This is a genomic window from Mesorhizobium sp. B2-4-2 (assembly GCF_006442845.1).
GTDB lineage: Bacteria > Pseudomonadota > Alphaproteobacteria > Rhizobiales > Rhizobiaceae > Mesorhizobium.
Genome location: NZ_VFVM01000004.1, coordinates 433,384 through 451,904, shown reverse-complemented (window position 1 = coordinate 451,904; position 18,521 = coordinate 433,384). Strand labels below are relative to the sequence as shown.

Genomic DNA, 18,521 nt, shown 5'->3' with positions numbered 1-18,521 from the left:
GACGTCTCCGCGGCGTACCGTGGCGTTCGGCTTGCGGATGCAAGTCCAACGCGGCTCGGTGTCGATTTGCGTCCATCGCAGCCGAAGCTGTTCCCCCTCGTGGACTGGCGTTTGTGACAGTTGACAGTCAGGTCGCGAAAAGCAGGGTTCCACCCGGCGAAATGCCGGATAATGGCAGCCATGCAGTCATTACGTGCCGCGAGGCGGCAAAATGCCAGATATTTACGCCTTGCGCAGCCTGCACCGGCGGTTCCTGAGGATTGTCGCGGCGGTGGTTCAGCCGATAGGATCGCGCCGAGCGATTTGACGGTTCCAGGGCGGATCGAAGGAGAGGATTGATTGTGGAATTGACCGAAAAAGATCGCCAGCTGCTCGCGCTGATGCAGAAGAACGCGCGTGAGCCGGTCGCATCACTGGCGCGACAGCTCGGCGTATCCCGGACTGCCTTGCAGGAGCGCATACAAAAGCTCGAGGCGGGCGGCGTCATCGAAGGCTACGCGGTGCGGCTGACCAAGGAGGCGGCTCAGAATTCCGTCCACTGTTTCACCTTCGCCGCCCTGAACAACAAGAGCTACCCGGACGTCTCCAGGAAGATCAAGGCGATGCCTTCGATCCAGGCGGTCTATGCCATAACCGGCGAGTGGGACCTGATCATCCATGTCGCGGCCGAGACGCTCGAGAAGCTGAACCGGGAAGTGAATGCGCTGAATGAAATCAGCGGCATCGTCAAAACGGCATCGCATGTGGTGATGGAGACGAAGTTCAATCGCAACATCTATGCCGCACTGTAGGAAGGGCGAGGTTTCGCTCGCCCCTGCCCATCCAAATCCGGCTACACAGTCGCCGGGTCGAGTGCGGGCTCGCCCATGCGGCGAGCGACGATCGCCGCGAAATCGGCGGTCTGGAATGTGTCGCGCAGCGCGTCGAAGGACGGCAGCACGAAATAGACGCGCTGGAACTTGTCGATTTCGTAGCCCGTGCGCATCACCGTTTCCAGGTCGAAAGACGCATGGTGCGCATCCTTGCTTTCGACCGCGAACTGCAACTCCGTGAAGGATGACATCAGACCGGCGCCGAAGGCCTTCAGCGGCTGACCACTTTCCTGCATGAGGCCGTATTCGGCCGTGTACCAGTAGAGCCGGCTGATCATTTCGTCGCCGCCGAGCGCGATGATGTCGCCGGCCTTCTGGCCATACATCTGCATGAAGTCGGCGAAGACCGGCTGCGACAGCACCGGCACATGGCCGAAGAAATCATGGAACATGTCGGGTTCGACGATGTAGTCGAGCTCCTGCTGCGTCCGCAGCCAGTTGGTGACGGGGAAACGGCGGCTGGCGAGATGGTCGAAGAAGGGCGCGGCCGGGATGAGCCCTGGCACGGCGACGATCTCCCAGCCAGTCAGCTTACGCAACTTGGCACTGACTTCGTCGAAGTCCGGGATGCGGTCGAGCAGGCCGAGCTTGTCGACGCCGTCGAGATAGGAATGGTGGGCGAGCTTGCGCGTCAGTTTCGTCTGGCGGTCGCACAGTGTGCGCCAGACCGCCTGTTCCTCGGCGCTGTAGTCATAGCCTTGCGCCACGGTGAAATCGGCACGGCAGACCGAGTAGTCGCCGCGCAACCCTTGAGCCGCGCAGTCGCGGGCATATTCGGCAACGCTCATTGTCGTCATGGTTTTCTCCTCGCCAATCTTGAATTCCGGATGTGCCCGAAGTTAACCGGACTTGCGGAGGCAAATCGGTTTTGGTGATGGCCGGAATGAGGATTTTTGGATAACATCCACTCGGAATATGCCATAGCGGAGTGAAAATGCCTCAATTCGACGATTTCGAGATCAAGATGCTCGATATCCTCCAGCGCGACGGACGCAAGCCGGTCTCCGAACTGGCGCAGGAGATCGGCCTGTCGACGACACCTTGCGCGCGGCGCTTCGAGGCGCTGCAGGAGGCCGGCATCATCAAGGGCTTTGCCGCCGTGCTCAGCCGCCGTGCCGTCGGCCTGACGGTCGAGGTGTTCATCCAGGTGCGGCTGGTCAGCCACAGCGACGGTTCGCCCGAGAGTTTCATCGCCGCGGTCCAGCGCATGGACGAGGTATCATCCTGCTGGACGATGACCGGCGACCACGACTTCCTGCTGCATGTCATGGTGCCGTCGGTCGACGAACTCAACGCCTTCGTCATGCACCGGCTGATGCGGCTCGACGGTGTGCGCGACGTCCACACGCAGCTCGTGCTGCAGAACATCAAGGGACCCGGCCACGTGCCGCTCGGACATCTGCGGCGGTGATGGCGCCGGCCAGCATGGGCGGATCACCCATGAAGAGGCCCCGCCATGAAGCTCGTTCTCCATGCGCTGGTATACGGAGATGGACGGCGGCTCTGGTCCGCGAGTCTGGGGATTTCTGACGCGCGATGGCCGGATGAAAGATGGCCGATTTCCGGAGCGCGCCACAGACGCGGAAGAGCAATCGATGGTGTTCGAACGGACGGCATGGAAACCTGCCGTGCTCGCGGCCATGCATTCGCACCGCGCCTGACTTTTTCACGCTGGCCGTTATCAGGCTGCGCGCTACTTCCTGGAAGCAGAGGTGTCCGGCAGGAGGAAGAGATGCAGCTTGTCACCCATAAAAAGACGAAAGAGGGCCGGCTGATGCCTTGGGGAAAAGGCACCGTCGTCAGCGGCGCCAGGGGCTATGTCTTTCTCGCCGGCAATACGGGCACGGCCGAAAATTACGACCCGTCGACGGGCAAAGGTGGCGCCGTCGGGGACGCGGCGACGCAATGGCGCTCCATTTTGACGACCATCAAATCGGACCTGGAGGAGCTTGGCAGCTCGCTCGAGCATCTCGTCAAGATCACCCAATATATCAAAGGACCATTTCCGGACGGCGGCGTTCTGAGTTCCCCCAATTTCCGGCTGGACGTCATGGACGAATTCTTCGCCGCGCACTGCCCGAAGCACTGCAGCTACAACAATCCGCCGCCCTCGGAGGTAATCGGGGTTGCCGCACTTGCGCATCCCGATCTCGTCATCGAGATCGTGGCGGTCGCCGCTCTGCCGGATTAGCGCCGGGCGCGACAGCCCACAAATATCAGGGCACGATCAGCGTGCCGGCGCCGTGCTCGGTGAACAGTTCAAGCAGCACCGAATGCGGCGTCTTGCCGTTGAGGATGACGACGCCTTCGACGCCGCGCTCGATCGCCTCAATGCAGGTCTCGACCTTCGGGATCATGCCGCCCGACACCGTGCCGTCCTTGATCAGCGCCTTGGCCTCGGCGACCGTCAGCTCGTCGATCAGCTTCTTGTCCTTGTCGAGCACGCCCGGCACATCGGTGAGGAACAGAAGACGCGAGGCCTTGCAGGCGCCGGCGATGGCGCCGGCGAAGGTATCGGCATTGATGTTGTAGGTGTGACCATCGCGGCCGGGCGCCACAGGTGCCAGCACCGGGATCATCTCGGAGCGCGCCAGAAGGTCGAGCAGCGTGCGGTCGACCTCGACCGGCTCGCCGACGAAGCCGAGATCGAGCACGCGCTCGATGTTGGAGTCCGGGTCGATCATGGTCTTGCGCGCCTTTTCGGCGAACACCATGTTGCCGTCCTTGCCGCACAGGCCGATCGCCCATTCGCCCTCGGCGTTGATGAGCGCGACGATCTCCTTGTTGATAGAGCCCGCCAGCACCATCTCGACGATCTCGACCGTCTTCTGGTCGGTGACGCGCAGGCCGCCCTCGAATTTGGATTCAATGCCCATCTTGTTGAGCATGGCGCCGATCTGCGGCCCGCCGCCATGGACGACGATCGGGTTGACGCCGGACTGTTTCAACAGCGCGATGTCGCGCGCGAAGGCTTTGCCGAGTTCGCTGTCGCCCATGGCGTGGCCGCCATATTTCACCACCACCGTCTTGTTCTCGTAGCGCTGCATGTAGGGCAGCGCCCGCGACAGCAGGGCGGCCTGCATTTCGGCGGTGGCGGCGATGTCCGTCATCGGCGTGGTTCCCTGGCTTTTGATTTCATGCCTGTCGTTGCCCCAAAACCGCTGCGCATTTTTGGCGACATGCATCAGGTAAAGACGGCGGCGTCTTAGCGGGAATTGACGCGGGCCGCAAACGGCTTTGCTGTCATCTTCGGGCGGCTCACGACCTCGTCATCACTTAAGGCACCATAAGCGGCGCCCTGCGGCCAAGCCAACCGGAGATCTTCTCCATCTGCGCGGCCAGGGACAAAAGCGTCTCCTCGTCACCGGGGCGGCCCGCGGCCTGGACGCCGAGCGGCAGGCCGGCTTCGGTGACGTAAACAGGGAGCGCGATGGAAGGCTGGCCGCTGACATTCTGGATCGCCGGCCAGTGAGTGAACCACAGGCTCTTGTCCATCAACTGGCCGAACAGCGGTTCGATCCTGAGCAGCGCCGTGAGGCGAAGCTTGTCGAGCATATTCTCGATGAGCTCGTCGGCACCCTTCGGGTCCATCGCGCCGCAAGCGAGCGGCGGGTGGGCGATAACAGGCATCAGCACGGCGTCGTAACGCGCCGTCTCCGCAATCAGTTGCCGCGAGGCGGCATGCAGCCGCTGCAAGCCGGCATAGGTCTCGCCGGCCGAGACCATTTCGCCCAGTCGGCCGAGCACCCGCGTCGCGCGCTCGATGTCGCCGGTGACGGTGCGGCCGACGCGCACCGCCTCGGCCCGCAACATGCCTGCGACAGCCGAGGCAACCGTTCTGCAGAAATCGGCGAAGAAGTCGCGACCGATGGAGGGCAAATCGATTTCCTCGACGCTGTGGCCGCCCTCGCGGGCGAGCGCCACCGCGGTATCGAGCGCTTTCAGCGTCTCGGCCGAAATCGGCAGGCCAAGCGGAGAGTTCCGGTACATTGCGAGCTTGAGCTTGCCGGGATCGCGGGCGGCAGCCGCGGCGAACGCACCCTTCGGCGGCGGCGCGACATAGGGTGCGAGCGGGTCGGGGCCATGGGTGAGGTCAAGCAGCAGGGCGCAATCGCGCACCGAGCGGGTGACGGCATGGTCGACCACCATGCCGTACCAGCTTTCGCTCACCAATGGCGACAGCGGGACGCGGCCGCGCGAGATCTTGAGACCGACCAGCCCGGTGCAGGCAGAAGGCACGCGGATCGAGCCGCCGCCATCTGAGGCATGCGCCACCGGCACGACGCCGGCGGCGACCAGTGCCGCAGCGCCGCCGGACGAGCCGCCGCTGGTGTGGCCGGTGTTCCAGGGATTGCGGGTGATGCCGAAGGCTTTTGATTCGGTCATCAGCCGCAGCCCGTGTTCGGGCGATGTCGAGGTGACGATGGGTGTCAGTCCGGCGGCGAGATAGCGTTCGGTCAGCACCGAACTGACCTCGGGCATCCAGGCGGGGATGCGGCTGCCGCCATGCGACGGCACGCCCTTGATGGCGATGCCGAGATCCTTGATGGCGAAGGGCACGCCGGCCAGCGGTAGGGAACGATCGATGCCCTTCGCCCGGCTGCGCGCCGCATCGTAGAGTGTCTCGGCCGTGGCATTGATTTCAGGCCGGCTGGCCTCGGCGCGCGCGATCGCCGCGTCGACCAGTTCGACCGGCGAAACCTCGCCCTTGCGCACCAACGTGGCAAGGCCGGTGGCGTCTTCTTCCCACAGCACTCGTTCGACCGACATGCGCGCTCCCCCGATCCAGGCAAGGTAACCAGCGGCCAATCCGTTGGCAATCGAGCGATGGAACGAGTGCGGCGCGGTGCGGAAAGCTTTGGGTGTACGGAAATTTGCGCCGTTGCAAATACATCGCAATCCCCTAATTTGCCGACATGACGCCACAGGAGATCAGCAATCTGATTGTCCGGACTTCGATGAAGGACCGGGCTTCGTTCGATCTGTTGTACCGGCAGACCAGCGCGAAACTTTTCGGTGTTTGCCTTCGTGTATTGAAGGACCGGGGAGATGCCGAAGAGGCGCTTCAGGAGGTCTTCGTCAAGATATGGACGAAGGCGGACCGTTTCGCCGTCTCGGATCTAAGCCCGATTTCCTGGCTGGTGGCCATCGCGCGCAACCATGCGATCGATCGTATCAGGGCGCGGCGGGAACCTGCCGCCTATATCGATGCCGCGCTCGATGTGGCCGATCCGGCGCCGGGACCGGAGGCCATGACCGTGGCAGGTGGCGAGTCCGAGCGCATCTACCATTGTCTCGAGGAATTGGAGAAGGGCCGGGCAGCGGCTGTCCGGGGCGCCTATCTGAACGGCGAGAGCTATGCCGAACTGGCGGAGCGCCATGGCGTGCCGCTGAACACGATGCGAACCTGGCTGCGGCGCAGCCTGCTGAAGCTCAGAGAGTGTCTGGAAAGATGACGCTGGTAGACGACGACGGACCGGAACGTGGAGGCGACGACCTGTTCGCCGCCGAATATGTTCTTGGCGTCCTGACAGCGGAAGAACGCCAGATCGCGTCCCGCCGCATCGATGGCGACGCCGCATTCGCTCGGCTTGTCGATGCCTGGGAGGCCCATTTTTCGCCCTTGGCCGTCGCCTATCCCGGGACAGAACCTCCGATCAGGGTCAAGGAGGCGATCGATCGCCGGCTGTTCGCCTCGCAGCCTCGCGCCGGCCTATGGTCGAGCCTTGCCTTCTGGCGCGGCCTTGCCGCCGCCGCCATCGCGGCGCTGGCGATCTACATCGCCTTGCCTTTCATCAACCCGCCGCTCCAACAACCACAGCTTGTCGCCTCGCTGGCCGCCGAAGGCAGCGACGTCAGATACCTCGTCGTCTATGACGCGGCGCATCATGAAGTCGGCCTGTCGCACGTTTCCGGTGAGCGGGCCTCCGGCAAGGACTTCGAACTGTGGGTGATCGTGGGCAAGAACGCGCCGGTTTCGATGGGCGTCATCCCGGCCGGGAAGGCTGCGCATGTGGCGGTTTCGCCGGCCGTGCAGCAGAAACTTGCGCAGGGCGCCGTGCTGGCGGTCAGCCTCGAGCCTTCAGGCGGTTCGCCGACCGGACAGCCGACGGGACCGGTGGTCGCGGCAGGCGACCTGAAGGGCATCTGATGGCTCCCCGCCCGGACCGTCGCCTTACAAAATAGTGAAGTCTATTTTTGCAAGGATAACCGCGGACCAAATTCCCGCGGTTGGATCAGCCTATCCACCGAAATCACTGGACCTCATTCGGAAGAAAAGAATTCTTTCATAGAAAGCGAAACTAAGTTTTTCATGGCCCGTATCTCCTCGCGTTCCCAATGATGGGGAAAACAACCCGAGGAGACTTACATCATGCGTAAATTCGCCACCCTTTTGCTCGCCGGTACGATCGGCCTCTCAGCGCTCGGTACCATCGCCTATGCCGCCAATCCGATGGTCGGGGGCGCACCCATGTACGCCAAGAAGAACATCATCGAGAACGCCGTCAATTCGAAGGACCACACGACGCTGGTCGCTGCCGTCAAGGCAGCGGGCCTGGTCGACACGCTGCAGGGCGCCGGGCCCTTCACCGTCTTCGCTCCCACCAACGAGGCCTTTGCAGCACTTCCGGCCGGCACGGTCGAAACGCTGCTCAAGCCCGAGAACAAGGACAAGCTGACCAAGGTCCTGACCTGCCATGTGATCGCGGCGAAAGCGATGGCCGCCGACGTCGCCAAGATGGCCAAGGCCGATGGCGGCGCGCATGTAGTCAAGACCGCCGGCGGCTGCGAGCTGACGCTCAAGGCCGATAAGGGCAAGGTCACCGTCACGGACGAGAACGGCAATGTCGCCCATGTGACGATTGCCGACGTCAGGCAGTCCAATGGCGTCATCCACGTCATCGACAAGGTTCTTTTGCCGAAGATGTAACATACGGCTCGCTGCCGGCGAATAGGCAGCAAGGCTCTCCTGCCGGTGCGCGACTTCGTACACGCGTTGCGCCGGCAGGCGTCCGCTCCGCACTGTGGCTCCATCCAGGAGGCTGGTGCGGGTAACGTTCGGCCCTCAACGGCTTTTGATTTTCAGCCGAGCGTTGAATGTGGCAAACAGATAGCAGGAGGATTGGCCATGAACCGTCGCGACTTTCTCTTGAGCGGCGCCGCCGCCATCGGCGTGGTCGCCGGCACGGCATCTCTGCTGCGCATGGGCGGATCGCAGGATGCACGTGCGGCGGAGACCTTCGAAGTCACCAAGACCGATGCCGAATGGCGCGCGATCCTGTCTCCCGCGGCCTTCGACGTGCTGCGCAAGGAAGGCACCGAATATCCCGGCACCAGCCCATTGCTCAACGAGCACCGCAAGGGCGTCTTCGCCTGCGCCGGCTGCGACCTGCCGGTTTACTCCTCCGAGACGAAGTTCGATTCCGGCACCGGCTGGCCGAGTTTCTGGCAGGAGATCGCCAACGCCGTCGGCAAGACGCAGGACCGGTCGCTCGGCATGACTCGCACCGAAGTCCACTGCCGCCGCTGCGGCGGCCATCTGGGCCATGTCTTCGACGACGGCCCGCCGCCGACCGGGCTGCGTCACTGCATCAACGGCGTGGCGCTGAGCTTCAAGCCCGCCACAGCCTGAGACCATGCGGCCGCGATATGAAAAAACTCCGGGCTTGCGACCCGGAGTTTTTTAGCGGTCAGTCATTTCGGGCGTGGACTGGAGGAGCTTCCCGAAACGGCTGCCCGTGTTTCCTTGCTTCCAGCGCGATTCAGGACGCAAATCGTTTCTCCGGTATTGCCCTGGTGTCAGTGCCCGCCGCCACCACCGCCGGCGGCCGCCGGTTTGCGGATCATCATGGTGAACAGGCCAAGCGTCGCGAACAGCACCGTCAGCATGTAGAACACGTCCATGAAGGACAGCAGCGCCGCCTGCTGCTGGACCATGCCCGACAATTTCGAGATCGCCGCGCTGGCCGCATCCAGGCCGGCGGTCTGCTCGAAATTGAGCGTCATGTTCTGAAGCTTCTGCTGCGCGGCCGCACTTCCCCACTGCACGTGCTCGGAGAGCCTTGCATAGTGGAAAGCGTTGCGGTCGATCAGCACCGTGTTGATCAGGGCGAGGCCGACGGCACCGCCGAGATTGCGGGTCAGGTTGAACAGGCCCGATGCATTCTTCAGCCGCTCGGGCGGCAGCGTGCCGAGCGCGATGTTGTTGATCGGCACCATGCACAGCATCATCGAACAGCCGCGCAGGATCTGCGGGATGAGCAGCTCGTAGAAATCCCAGTCGGCGGTCAAATGCGTCATCCACCATGTTCCGGTGGCAAAGCCGAAGAAGCCGATCATCATCATCAGGCGCGGGTCCATCTTGTTCGACAGGATGCCCGAGACCGGTGCGGTGAAGAACATCGCCAGGCCGCTGACGAACAGTGCCTCGCCGATCATCATGGAATCGTAGCCGCGGATGCGTCCGAGGAACACGGGGTAGAGATAGGTGAGACCGTAGAGGCCGATTCCGATGACGAAGGAGAACAGCGAGCCGAAGGCGAAGTTGATATTGCTGAACGCCTTGAGATCGACGATCGGCTCCTCGGCGGTGAACACCCGCCAGAAGAACAGCACCGCGCCGAAGGTCATGACGACGGCGCAGATGAACACCGCCTGATCCTGCAGCCAATCATTGTTCGGGCCTTCCTCGAGCACATATTCCATGCAGCCGAGGAACGCCGCCATGCCGGCAAGGCCCCACCAGTCGAACTTCGAGAACAGCTTGAGGTTGGGCTTGTCGAAGTCGATCAGCGACCAGGCCGCCGTCGTCACCAGAATGCCGGGCACGACATTGACGAGGAACAGCCAGTGCCAGGACATTGCGTGGCTGATGTAGCCGCCGACGGTCGGACCGATGGTCGGCGCCAGGGTGGCCACCAGGCCGATCATCGGCGACACGACGGCACGGCGCGACGGCGGGAAGATGGTAAAGGCGGCCGCGAAGACGCTGGGGATCATGCCGCCGCCGATAAAACCCTGAATGGCGCGATAGACGATCATCTGGTCGATGTTGGTTGCGGTCGCAGCGAGCGCGCTGGCGGCGGTAAAACCCGCCGCCGAAATTGTGAACAGAACGCGCGTCGACAGCATCCGGCTGAGAAAGCCGGATAGGGGGATCATGACCACCTCGGCGATCAGATAGGCCGTCTGCACCCAGGGGATCTCGTCGGAACTGGCGCTCAGGCCAGCCTGGATCTCGGCCAGCGAGGCCGAGACGATCTGGATGTCCAGGATGGCCATGAACATGCCGAACACCATCGCCAGGAAGGCTATGACGCGCCGCGTCGAGATGGTGTCAGGCACTGCCGGCCTCGCCGGCGGCGCTCCTGCGGTCAGGGTTGCGGTAGCCATGGCGTTGCTCCCCGGAGCGCGCTCAGTTGGTCGCGGCCGGCGCGGTGCGGCTGTCGACGGCGACAACGACGCTCAAGCCGGCGCGCAGCCTGCCGCTCTTCAGGGCATCGGCCGGCACGTCGATGCGGACCGGGACGCGCTGCACCACTTTGGTGAAGTTGCCGGTGGCGTTTTCCGGCGGCAGCAGCGAGAACACGGCACCCGAGGCCGGCGCCAGCGAGGAGACGGTGCCCTCGATGGGCTCGCCGTCGATGGCATCGACCGAAATCCTGACCTTTTCGCCGGGCACCAGCCGGGCAAGCTGGGTCTCCTTGAAGTTGGCGACGATGTAGAGCTTGTTCATCGGGACGATGACGGCGAGCTTCTGGCCGGGGCTCACGAGGTCGCCCTGCTCGACGGAACGGTTGCCGACGACACCGTCATAGGGCGCCTTGAGCACCGTGAAGGAAAGGTCGCGCGCGGCCTTGTCGCGGCTGAGCTGCAAGGATGCCAGCGTGCTTGCCGATTCAGCACGCTGCGCCTCCAGCACGCCGATATTGGCCTGTGCTGCGGCGATCTGTGCGTCGGCGCCGACGAGAGCGGCGTTGGCCTGGTCGAGCGCCGTCTGGGCGTCGTCGAGTTGCGCCTGCGTACCGACATGGGTCTTGAGCAGTTGCGCGGCGCGCTGCTGGGCGCGCGCGGCATTGGCCGCCGCGGCCTGGTCGGCGGTCTTGGCGGCCTGCGCCTGCTGCAAGGAGGCCTGCGCCGCCTTGGTCTGCGCATCGATGCGATCGAGCGTCCTGGCCAGCGTGGCGATCTGCGCCTCGGCCTGGGCGACCGCTATTTTGTAATCACCGTCATCGACCGTCAGCAGAGGATCGCCGGCCTTGACCTGCTGGTTCTCGCTGACCTTGACCTGATCGACATAGCCGGAGATCTTGGGCGAAATGAAAGCCATGTCGGCCTGGACATAGGCGTCGTCGGTCGAAATCATGAAACGGCCGGTGGTCCAGTAATCGTAGCCGTACCAGGCGCCGGCGCCGAGCAGGGCGACGCCGATGATCGGCAGCAGGAAAGAGCGCACGGAACGCTTCTTCTTCGCCGGAGTTTCCGCCAGAGGCGGCGCGGCGACTGGGTGGACGGGAACTTCCGGTGCTTCCGTCGCCGGGGCGACCTTGGCGTTGGGGAAGGGACGGACTTCGGCGGTGGACGGCGCGTTCGAGGACATGACATCTCTCTAAGTTATAATACTGAACCGTTCGGTTCGATCCGGCCGTTGACATAGCGCCTAAAGAGGACCATATCAAGAGGCAATCGAACCGCTTGGTTCGAATTATTTTCGAGGTGTGACTTTAATGGCCGACACAACGCCCGACGTCGAAAACGACAATTGCGGCGACCTGCTGGACGGCTTGCGCCGCGGCCGCCCGGCAGCCGGACAGGATCCGGTCAAGCGCAGCCAGATCATCGATGGCGCCCGCCGGGTCTTTATCGACAAGGGCTTTGAGGCGGCCTCGATGAACGACATCACGCGGGAAGCCGGCGTTTCGAAAGGCACCATCTATGTCTACTTCGCCAACAAGGAAGAGCTGTTCGAGGCGCTGATCGAGGAAGAGCGCGGCACGATCTTCAAGAACATGTATGACGTGCTCGACCGTGCCGACGACCTGCGCGAGACGCTGGTGAAATTCGGCAAGGTCCTGTCCATGAAGATCACCTCGGCCAAGGTCATCCAGGCCCAGCGCACGGTGATCGGCGCCTCCGACAGGATACCCGACATGGGCGCGCGGTTTTACGAACGCGGCCCCAAACGCGGCCACGACAAGGTCGTGACCTTCCTCAATGCCGCCATCGACCGTGGCCTGCTCAAGATCGACGATGTCGACCTTGCCGCCTATCAGTTCACAGAACTCTGCCTGGCCGGTCTTTTCCGGCAGTGCATCTTCGCCTATCGCGCCAAGGCTCCGAACCAGGACGAAATCGACCATATCGTCAGGTCGGGCGTCGACATGTTCCTGAAGGCCTATGGCACCGAAATGCTTGCCGCGGAGGAAAGCCACAAGATGATCGCCCTGGAGGCGAAGGCTTAACCCGGCTTTTTGTGCCGCTAGCCGCCATTGGCCGCGAGCACGATCGCGGCGCGCAGTTCCTCCAGGCCCTCGGCCTTTTCCGATGACGTCGCCAGCACGAAAGGAAACGCCGCCGGTCGCTTCTTGATCTTGGCAAGCGTCTCCTCAATCAGCCGCGGAACGCCGGCGGCCTTGATCTTGTCGGTCTTGGTCAGCACGACCTGGTACGAAACCGCCGCCTTGTCGAGCAGCGACAGCACCTCGTCGTCCTTGGCCTTGATGCCGTGGCGGGCGTCGATCAGCACATAAACCCGCTTCAGCGTGACACGGCCCTTGAGATAGTCGAAGACCAGCTTCGTCCAATCGTCGACCTTTTCCTTGGGCGCGGTGGCATAGCCGTAGCCCGGCATGTCGACCAGCGCCATTGGCGGCAGGTCGGCGCCCTCCCCCGAAAATCCGTCCGGCACGAAATAATTGAGTTCCTGCGTGCGCCCCGGCGTGTTGGAGGTGCGCGCCAGGCCCTTCTGGTTGACCAGAGCGTTGATCAGCGACGACTTGCCGACGTTGGAGCGGCCGGCAAAGGCGATTTCCGGCGGCCCTTCCGGCGGCAGGAACTTCATGGCGGGCACGCCGCGGATGAAGATCCACCCGCGGGTAAACAGGTCCGTGCCGATCGTGGTGCTGTATTGAGCGTTCAAGCTGCTGTCTCCAGAAGAGAAATATCGGCGCCCCTGATGGCATCGAGGTTGCGGCTGATCTTGTCCACCGGCCAGTCCCACCAGGCCACCGCCAGCAGCCGCCGGACCGTCCTGTCGTCGAAACGCATCTTGACGACCTTGGCCGCGTTGCCGGCGACGATGGCATAGGGACGCACGTCGTGCGTGACCACGGACTTCGCCGCGACGATGGCGCCATGGCCGATTTGCACCCCCGGCAGGATCACTGCCTCCATGCCGATCCAGACATCGTTGCCGACCACCGTGTCGCCGCGCACCTCCTTCGACCATGTGGCGGGGTCGAAACCCTTTTCCCAGCCATGGCCGAAAATGTTGAACGGATAGGTCGAAAAACCGGACATGGCGTGGTTGGCGCCGTTCATGATGAAGCGGGCACCTTCGGCGATGGCGCAGAACTTACCGATGATCAGCCTGTCGCCGATGAAGGAATAGTGGTGCAGTACGCATTTCTCGGCGAATTTATCCGGCCCTTCCGGATCGTCATAATAGGTGAAGTCGCCGATCTCGATGTTGGGCGCGCTCACCAGTGCCTTGAGGAAGCCGACGCGCGTGTGCATCGGGATCGGGTGCTTGATGTCGGGATTGGGTCCGGTCATGGCGGTTCGTCCGGGAATTGGCTGGCGGACGCGTCCCGCGTCGGCGCACACCTCGTCAAAGTAGCGTAATCCGCCGTATAGCACCAATCGCCCCGGGAGCGAGTCTTCGATGGTGGACAAGCGCATTTGCCGGATCGGACGGTGCCGCGCGTTTGCAGTTTCGCCCATCGCGGGCGGACGTGGACCGATGCCGGCGCACAAGAAAAAGCCCAGGCGACCGGGCTTTTTAGCGAAGAATGAGGCTTTATTCCGCCGGAGAGGGCTTCTTGCGGAACAGCGCCACCAGATTGTCCCACAGTTCGATCTTGGCGCCCTGGCGCTTCATGATCACGCCTTGCTGGAGGATCGACAGCGTGTTGTTCCAGGCCCAGTAGATGACAAGCCCGGCCGGGAAACCAGCCATCATGAAGGTGAAGATGACGGGCATCCAGGTGAAGATCGCGGCCTGCGTCGGATCCGGCGGCGTCGGGTTCATGCGCATCTGCAGGAACATGGTGACACCCATGATCAGCGGCCAGACGCCGATCATCAGCATGTGCGGAAGCGTGATCGGAACGAGGCCGAACAGGTTGAAGATCGACGTCGGATCGGGCGCGGCCAGATCCTGGATCCAGCCGAAGAACGGCGCATGGCGCATCTCGATGGTGATGTAGAGCACCTTGTAGAGCGAGAAGAAGACCGGGATCTGCAGCGCCACCGGCCAGCAGCCGGCGAGCGGATTGATCTTCTCGGTCTTGTACAGCTCCATCATCGCCTGCTGCTGCTTCATCTTGTCGTCCGCGTATTTCTCGCGGATCTCGAGCATCTTGGGCTGCACCTTCTTCATGTTCGCCATCGACGCGTAGGACTTGTTGGCGAGCGGGAAGAAGATGGCCTTGACGATGACGGTGGTGGCGAGGATCGCCAGGCCGAAATTGCCGAGGAATTTGTAGAGCGTGTCGATCAGCCAGAACATCGGCTTGGTGATGAAGTGGAACCAACCCCAGTCGATCAGCAGGTCGAACCGCTTGATGTGGCGGTCTTCGGCATAGGCATTGATCTTGGCGACTTCCTTGGCGCCGGCAAAGACCTCGGTCTCGACGGTTGCCGACTGGCCGGCCTCGACATTGATCGGGTCGGTGAGGAAGTCGGACTGGTAGCGGTGGCGGCCGTCCACGAAATAGCCGAAGCGCGGCTGGAACGGCTGCTTCTCGCTCGGGACCACCGTCACCGCCCAGTATTTGTCGGTAATGCCAAGCCAGCCGTCCGTCGACTTGCCCGGCTTGACTTCCTTGTCCTTCTCGATGGACGCGTATTTGTGTTCCTGCAGGCCTTCCGCGCCGGTGAAGCCGATCAGGCCTTCATGCAGCACGTAGGTGCTGGCGACTGCCGGCTTGTCGTAGCGCGTGACGCGGCCGTAATTCGATAGCGTAACCGGGGCCGAACCCGAGTTGCGCACCTCGTCGGAAACGGTGAACATGTAGTCGCTGTCCACAGAGAAGGTGCGCTTGAAGGTCAGCCCCTTGTCACTGGTGTAAGTCAGCGTCACCGGCGTCGACGGGGTCAGCGTCGGATTGCCTTCGACGTTCCACACCGTATCCGCGCCCGGTACCGTGCCCGTCTTGTCGTTGCCGACGAAGCCGATCTCGGCGAAGTAGCCGCTGGGCAACTCCGAAGGGTTGAGCAGTTCGATCTTGGGCGAATCCTTGTCGACGGTTTCGGTGTAGTGCTTGAGCTTGAGGTCGTCGAGACGGGCGCCGGTCAGGTTGATCGAGCCTTCGAGGCTCGGCGTGTCGATCTTGACGCGCTTCGAAGCCGCCAGCGCCTGGTCGCGGCTGGCCGCGGTGACGGTGTCTCCGCCGGGCGCGTTGGGGATGGCACCGGGAGCGGTGCCGGCCGGTGCCGGCGTTGCCGCGCCCGGATTGGCTGTCTCTGCCGCCTTCTTCTGCTCTTCCACGCGCTGCTGCTCGACGCGCGCCGCCTCGCGCTGCTGTTCGACGCGCGGGTTCATGTAGAAGACCTGCCACAGGGTCAGGATCAGCACCGACAGCGCGATGGTGATGAAGAAGTTTCGGTTGTTTTCCATCGAGAGCCCTTGGCCTATCGTGTTCCGCGAAGTCGGCGGGAGAGTTCGACCTTCAACTGGCCGAACGGGGCGCGGAGCGCATCATCGCGCCCGACGATGACATAATCATTGCCGGGCATCATGTCATCGGCCGCATGGGTGCGCACGGCCTCTTTCAGCCGCCGCCTGACGCGGTTGCGCACGACCGCGTTGCCGACCTTCTTGGTGACGGTGTAGCCGACGCGCGGCGCGCCGCCGTCGCCGCGGTCGAGGACCTCGACGAGGAAAAACCGCCCGCGACGTTTTTCACCACGGCGGACGGCCAGGAATTCCGCGCGTTTCAGAAGCCGCTTGGGATTTTGTCCCACTGGCTTGCCGGTTGCGGGCAACGATCTTGTCTCGCTCAGGCGCTGAGCCGCTTGCGGCCGCGGTTGCGGCGAGCTGCGACGACGCCGCGACCACCCTTGGTGGCCATGCGGGCACGGAAACCGTGCCGGCGTTTGCGGACGAGTTTGGACGGTTGGTAGGTACGCTTCATTTGTTTTAATACCGCGGGGTGCGGCCCTTCTTGATTCTGTCACTCTGTAACAGGAGCTTTGCCGGGCCGGCTTTGGCGCGATCGAAACCGCGCCGGGACGAATGGCCCAAGCGTGAGCGGGCTTATAGAAAGAAGGGTTTTGGAAGTCAATCCGGTGCCGGGCCGGTGCCGGGCCGGTGTCGCCGGGCCCGGGATGCGCACTTTCGGCGGCAATTATATCTCTCCGACCAAGGGGGAAATTGGCAAAAAAGCCGCAATCGCCTAATCTGGGCTGATCAAGCGATTGTGAAGACAGGACCGCATGAGCGAAACCACGCACGCCGAGGAAGGGACAGGACCAGCGCCAGCCGCCGTCCGCAGCGTACCCTTGTCGCGCGGCCTGTCGACAAAACTGCTGCTGTTGACCATCGTCTTCGTGCTTTTGGCCGAGGTGCTCATCTTCCTGCCCTGGATCGCCAGCTACCGGCTGGCCTGGCTCAAGGAGCGGCTGAGTACCGCCGCGGCCGTATCGATCGTGCTGGTGCAGGGCGAACCGACCTCGCTGTCGCGCACGGCGCAGAACGACGTGCTTATGGCGATCGGCGCCAAGGCGATCGCGGTGCGCGACGGCGGCGTGTCGCGGCTGCTTGTGGTGGCCGATATGCCGCCGCAGGTCGACGAGCACATCGACCTCGCCAGCGTCGGCATGGTCAAGGGCATGACCGGCGCGCTCGACACGCTGTTTTTCGGCGGCAACCGGATGCTGCGCGTCTTCGGGCCGGTCGGCGACAGCGACAAGGAGTTCGAGCTGATCATGCCAGACTACAGCCTGCGCAAGGCGATGCTTATCTATTCGCGCAACGTCGCCTTCGTCTCGCTGCTGATCTCGCTGTTCACGGCCATGCTGGTCTATGCCGCGATCGACCTGATCATGATCGGACCGATCCGCAACATGACGCGCTCCATGCTGTCCTTCTCGCAGGCCCCCGACGACCCCAGCCGGATCATTCATCCCGCCGCCCGCGCCGATGAGATCGGGGTGGCCGAGCGCGAGCTGTCGCAGATGCAGGAGCGGCTGCAGAAGATGCTGACCGAGCAGAAGCACCTGGCCGACCTCGGCCTCGCCGTGTCGAAGATCAACCACGATATGCGCAACATCCTGGCCTCGGCGCAGCTCATTTCGGACCGCCTGCGCCAGGTCAAGGATCCGACCGTGCAGGCCTTCGCGCCGAAGCTCCTGCGTGCGCTCGACCGTGCGGTCTCCTACTCGGAAGGCGTACTTCATTACGGCCGTACGCAGGAGCCGCCGCCTTCGCGCCGGCGCGTGCGGCTGCGCCAGCTGGTCGAGGACGTGCACGGCCTGCTCGACATCGAGGAAGGCATCGAGTTCATCAACGCGGTCGAAAAGGCGTTCGAGGTGGACGCCGATTCCGACCAGTTGTTCCGCGTGCTCACCAATCTGTGCCGCAACGCCGTGCAGGCGATGGCGGCGGACACGGAGAGCGCCGTGGTGCGCCGGCTGGCGGTTTCGGCCGAGCGCATGGGCAGCGTCAGCCGCATCGTCGTGACCGACACCGGTCCCGGCCTGCCGCCGAAGGCGCGCGAGAACCTGTTCGCGGCGTTCCGCGGCTCTGCGCGCAGCGGCGGCACCGGGCTTGGTCTGGCGATCGCGCATGAACTGATCCGCGCGCATGGCGGCACGGTGGAGCTGGTCGAATCGATCGGCGGGCGCACCACCTTCGCCGTCACCATTCCCGACCAGCCGGTGCGGCTCGACCAGGCCCGCAACGGGCTGCGCCGCCCGGCCTGACAGGCTTGGGCGCTGTTTCGCCCGCAAACCGGTCCGGCCCCCTTCGCCCTGAATGCCGCTTCGAACAACCCGATTTCCGGCCGGATCCAGCGGATGACGCATCGACGACAAAACTTTTGCCGGATCGGCTTGCTTTTCGCGAATTCAGTCGCTAGGGAACTGCACACATTCGCGGCCGGTCCTCGAGGATCGGATCGCGGGGTCATGGAAAGCATGACCTGATGCGCGCCCGTAGCTCAGCTGGATAGAGCACCAGACTACGAATCTGGGGGTCAGGAGTTCGAATCTCTTCGGGCGCGCCATTTTATCCTATTGAAATCAATAGACTTCCAGGCGTTTCCGGCGCGACGCCACTGGCTTGATTTTCGGAATTCAGCCGGTTTTGGCAAGACGGCGGCAGCCGGTGCCAAAATCGCACTATGGGCTAAAGTGCCCTACTTGGAACGGCACAGTCTCTGCCAAGCATTCGAAAATTTGCTGAGTTTCCTGGCGGTGCACGTGACA

At 63.3% G+C, this 18,521-nt stretch carries 19 protein-coding genes and 1 tRNA gene; 10 read left to right on the top strand and 10 right to left on the bottom strand.

The window, feature by feature from the left end:
• Positions 1–341 precede the first annotated feature (341 nt).
• Entirely contained in the window at positions 342–791 is a 450-nt protein-coding gene (locus tag FJ942_RS12465) for an Lrp/AsnC family transcriptional regulator (protein WP_246674887.1), read from the top strand.
• A 41-nt stretch (positions 792–832) separates the two neighbouring features.
• Here FJ942_RS12465 and phhA read toward each other — a convergent pair whose 3' ends face one another.
• The gene (phhA, locus tag FJ942_RS12460) at positions 833–1,669 is read right to left on the bottom strand and encodes a phenylalanine 4-monooxygenase (RefSeq protein WP_140559072.1); all 837 of its coding nucleotides are present in this window, start codon (positions 1,667–1,669) and stop codon (positions 833–835) included.
• A 137-nt stretch (positions 1,670–1,806) separates the two neighbouring features.
• Here phhA and FJ942_RS12455 point away from each other — a divergent pair, with 137 nt between their 5' ends.
• Both FJ942_RS12455 and FJ942_RS12450 read left to right on the top strand, forming a co-directional pair.
• Positions 1,807–2,283, top strand: a complete 477-nt coding sequence (locus FJ942_RS12455) for an Lrp/AsnC family transcriptional regulator (protein WP_140491470.1) — start codon at positions 1,807–1,809, stop codon at positions 2,281–2,283.
• Positions 2,284–2,604: 321 nt separating this feature from the next.
• Positions 2,605–3,063 carry a RidA family protein gene (locus FJ942_RS12450; protein WP_140524234.1) on the top strand — a complete coding sequence of 153 codons (459 nt, stop codon included), beginning with the start codon at positions 2,605–2,607 and terminating at the stop codon, positions 3,061–3,063.
• 25 nt (positions 3,064–3,088) lie between these two features.
• Here the strand turns inward: FJ942_RS12450 and argB are convergent, their stop codons facing one another.
• The gene (argB, locus tag FJ942_RS12445) at positions 3,089–3,982 is read right to left on the bottom strand and encodes an acetylglutamate kinase (protein ID WP_140491474.1); all 894 of its coding nucleotides are present in this window, start codon (positions 3,980–3,982) and stop codon (positions 3,089–3,091) included.
• Positions 3,983–4,148: 166 nt separating this feature from the next.
• Positions 4,149–5,642 (bottom strand): amidase, encoded by a 1,494-nt coding sequence (locus tag FJ942_RS12440; RefSeq protein ID WP_140897844.1) that lies wholly within the window; start codon positions 5,640–5,642, stop codon positions 4,149–4,151.
• Between the two features lie 146 nt (positions 5,643–5,788).
• Between FJ942_RS12440 and FJ942_RS12435 the strand changes: the two genes are divergently transcribed.
• From FJ942_RS12435 to msrB, 4 genes are all read left to right on the top strand, one after another.
• Positions 5,789–6,328, top strand: coding sequence for a sigma-70 family RNA polymerase sigma factor (locus tag FJ942_RS12435; protein WP_140491478.1), 540 nt, complete (start codon positions 5,789–5,791; stop codon positions 6,326–6,328).
• A complete protein-coding gene (locus tag FJ942_RS12430; protein ID WP_140524237.1) occupies positions 6,325–7,023 on the top strand; it encodes an anti-sigma factor in 699 nt (232 codons plus the stop codon). Before FJ942_RS12435 ends, FJ942_RS12430 begins: the two co-directional genes overlap by 4 nt.
• A 222-nt stretch (positions 7,024–7,245) precedes the next feature.
• A complete protein-coding gene (locus FJ942_RS12425; RefSeq protein WP_140491483.1) occupies positions 7,246–7,803 on the top strand; it encodes a fasciclin domain-containing protein in 558 nt (185 codons plus the stop codon).
• A gap of 198 nt (positions 7,804–8,001) precedes the next feature.
• The gene (gene msrB / locus FJ942_RS12420) at positions 8,002–8,505 is read left to right on the top strand and encodes a peptide-methionine (R)-S-oxide reductase MsrB (RefSeq protein WP_140491485.1); all 504 of its coding nucleotides are present in this window, start codon (positions 8,002–8,004) and stop codon (positions 8,503–8,505) included.
• 167 nt (positions 8,506–8,672) lie between these two features.
• Here msrB and FJ942_RS12415 read toward each other — a convergent pair whose 3' ends face one another.
• Positions 8,673–10,265 carry a DHA2 family efflux MFS transporter permease subunit gene (locus FJ942_RS12415; RefSeq protein WP_140491487.1) on the bottom strand — a complete coding sequence of 531 codons (1,593 nt, stop codon included), beginning with the start codon at positions 10,263–10,265 and terminating at the stop codon, positions 8,673–8,675.
• A gap of 22 nt (positions 10,266–10,287) precedes the next feature.
• Positions 10,288–11,472: an HlyD family secretion protein gene (locus FJ942_RS12410; protein ID WP_140563669.1), complete on the bottom strand. Its 1,185-nt coding sequence runs from the start codon at positions 11,470–11,472 to the stop codon at positions 10,288–10,290.
• A 127-nt stretch (positions 11,473–11,599) separates the two neighbouring features.
• Here FJ942_RS12410 and FJ942_RS12405 point away from each other — a divergent pair, with 127 nt between their 5' ends.
• On the top strand, positions 11,600–12,334 hold the full coding sequence (locus FJ942_RS12405) for a TetR/AcrR family transcriptional regulator (RefSeq protein WP_140514299.1): 735 nt from the start codon (positions 11,600–11,602) through the stop codon (positions 12,332–12,334).
• Between the two features lie 17 nt (positions 12,335–12,351).
• Here FJ942_RS12405 and yihA read toward each other — a convergent pair whose 3' ends face one another.
• The 5 genes from yihA to rpmH form a co-directional block, all read right to left on the bottom strand.
• The gene (gene yihA / locus FJ942_RS12400; RefSeq protein WP_140491494.1) at positions 12,352–13,011 is read right to left on the bottom strand and encodes a ribosome biogenesis GTP-binding protein YihA/YsxC; all 660 of its coding nucleotides are present in this window, start codon (positions 13,009–13,011) and stop codon (positions 12,352–12,354) included.
• A complete protein-coding gene (locus FJ942_RS12395; RefSeq protein WP_140582794.1) occupies positions 13,008–13,646 on the bottom strand; it encodes a CatB-related O-acetyltransferase in 639 nt (212 codons plus the stop codon). The genes yihA and FJ942_RS12395 overlap by 4 nt, the downstream gene beginning before the upstream one ends.
• Before the next feature lie 244 nt (positions 13,647–13,890).
• Complete coding sequence (gene yidC / locus FJ942_RS12390; protein WP_140897842.1) at positions 13,891–15,711, bottom strand: membrane protein insertase YidC; 1,821 nt, start codon at positions 15,709–15,711, stop codon at positions 13,891–13,893.
• Between the two features lie 14 nt (positions 15,712–15,725).
• On the bottom strand, positions 15,726–16,079 hold the full coding sequence (rnpA, locus tag FJ942_RS12385) for a ribonuclease P protein component (RefSeq protein WP_140491500.1): 354 nt from the start codon (positions 16,077–16,079) through the stop codon (positions 15,726–15,728).
• Positions 16,080–16,093: 14 nt separating this feature from the next.
• Positions 16,094–16,228 (bottom strand): 50S ribosomal protein L34, encoded by a 135-nt coding sequence (rpmH, locus tag FJ942_RS12380; protein WP_008833937.1) that lies wholly within the window; start codon positions 16,226–16,228, stop codon positions 16,094–16,096.
• A 301-nt stretch (positions 16,229–16,529) separates the two neighbouring features.
• Between rpmH and FJ942_RS12370 the strand changes: the two genes are divergently transcribed.
• Positions 16,530–18,017 (top strand): HAMP domain-containing sensor histidine kinase, encoded by a 1,488-nt coding sequence (locus FJ942_RS12370; RefSeq protein ID WP_140551653.1) that lies wholly within the window; start codon positions 16,530–16,532, stop codon positions 18,015–18,017.
• 225 nt (positions 18,018–18,242) lie between these two features.
• Positions 18,243–18,319: transfer RNA gene (locus tag FJ942_RS12365), tRNA-Arg, on the top strand.
• The last annotated feature ends 202 nt before the right edge of the window (positions 18,320–18,521 follow it).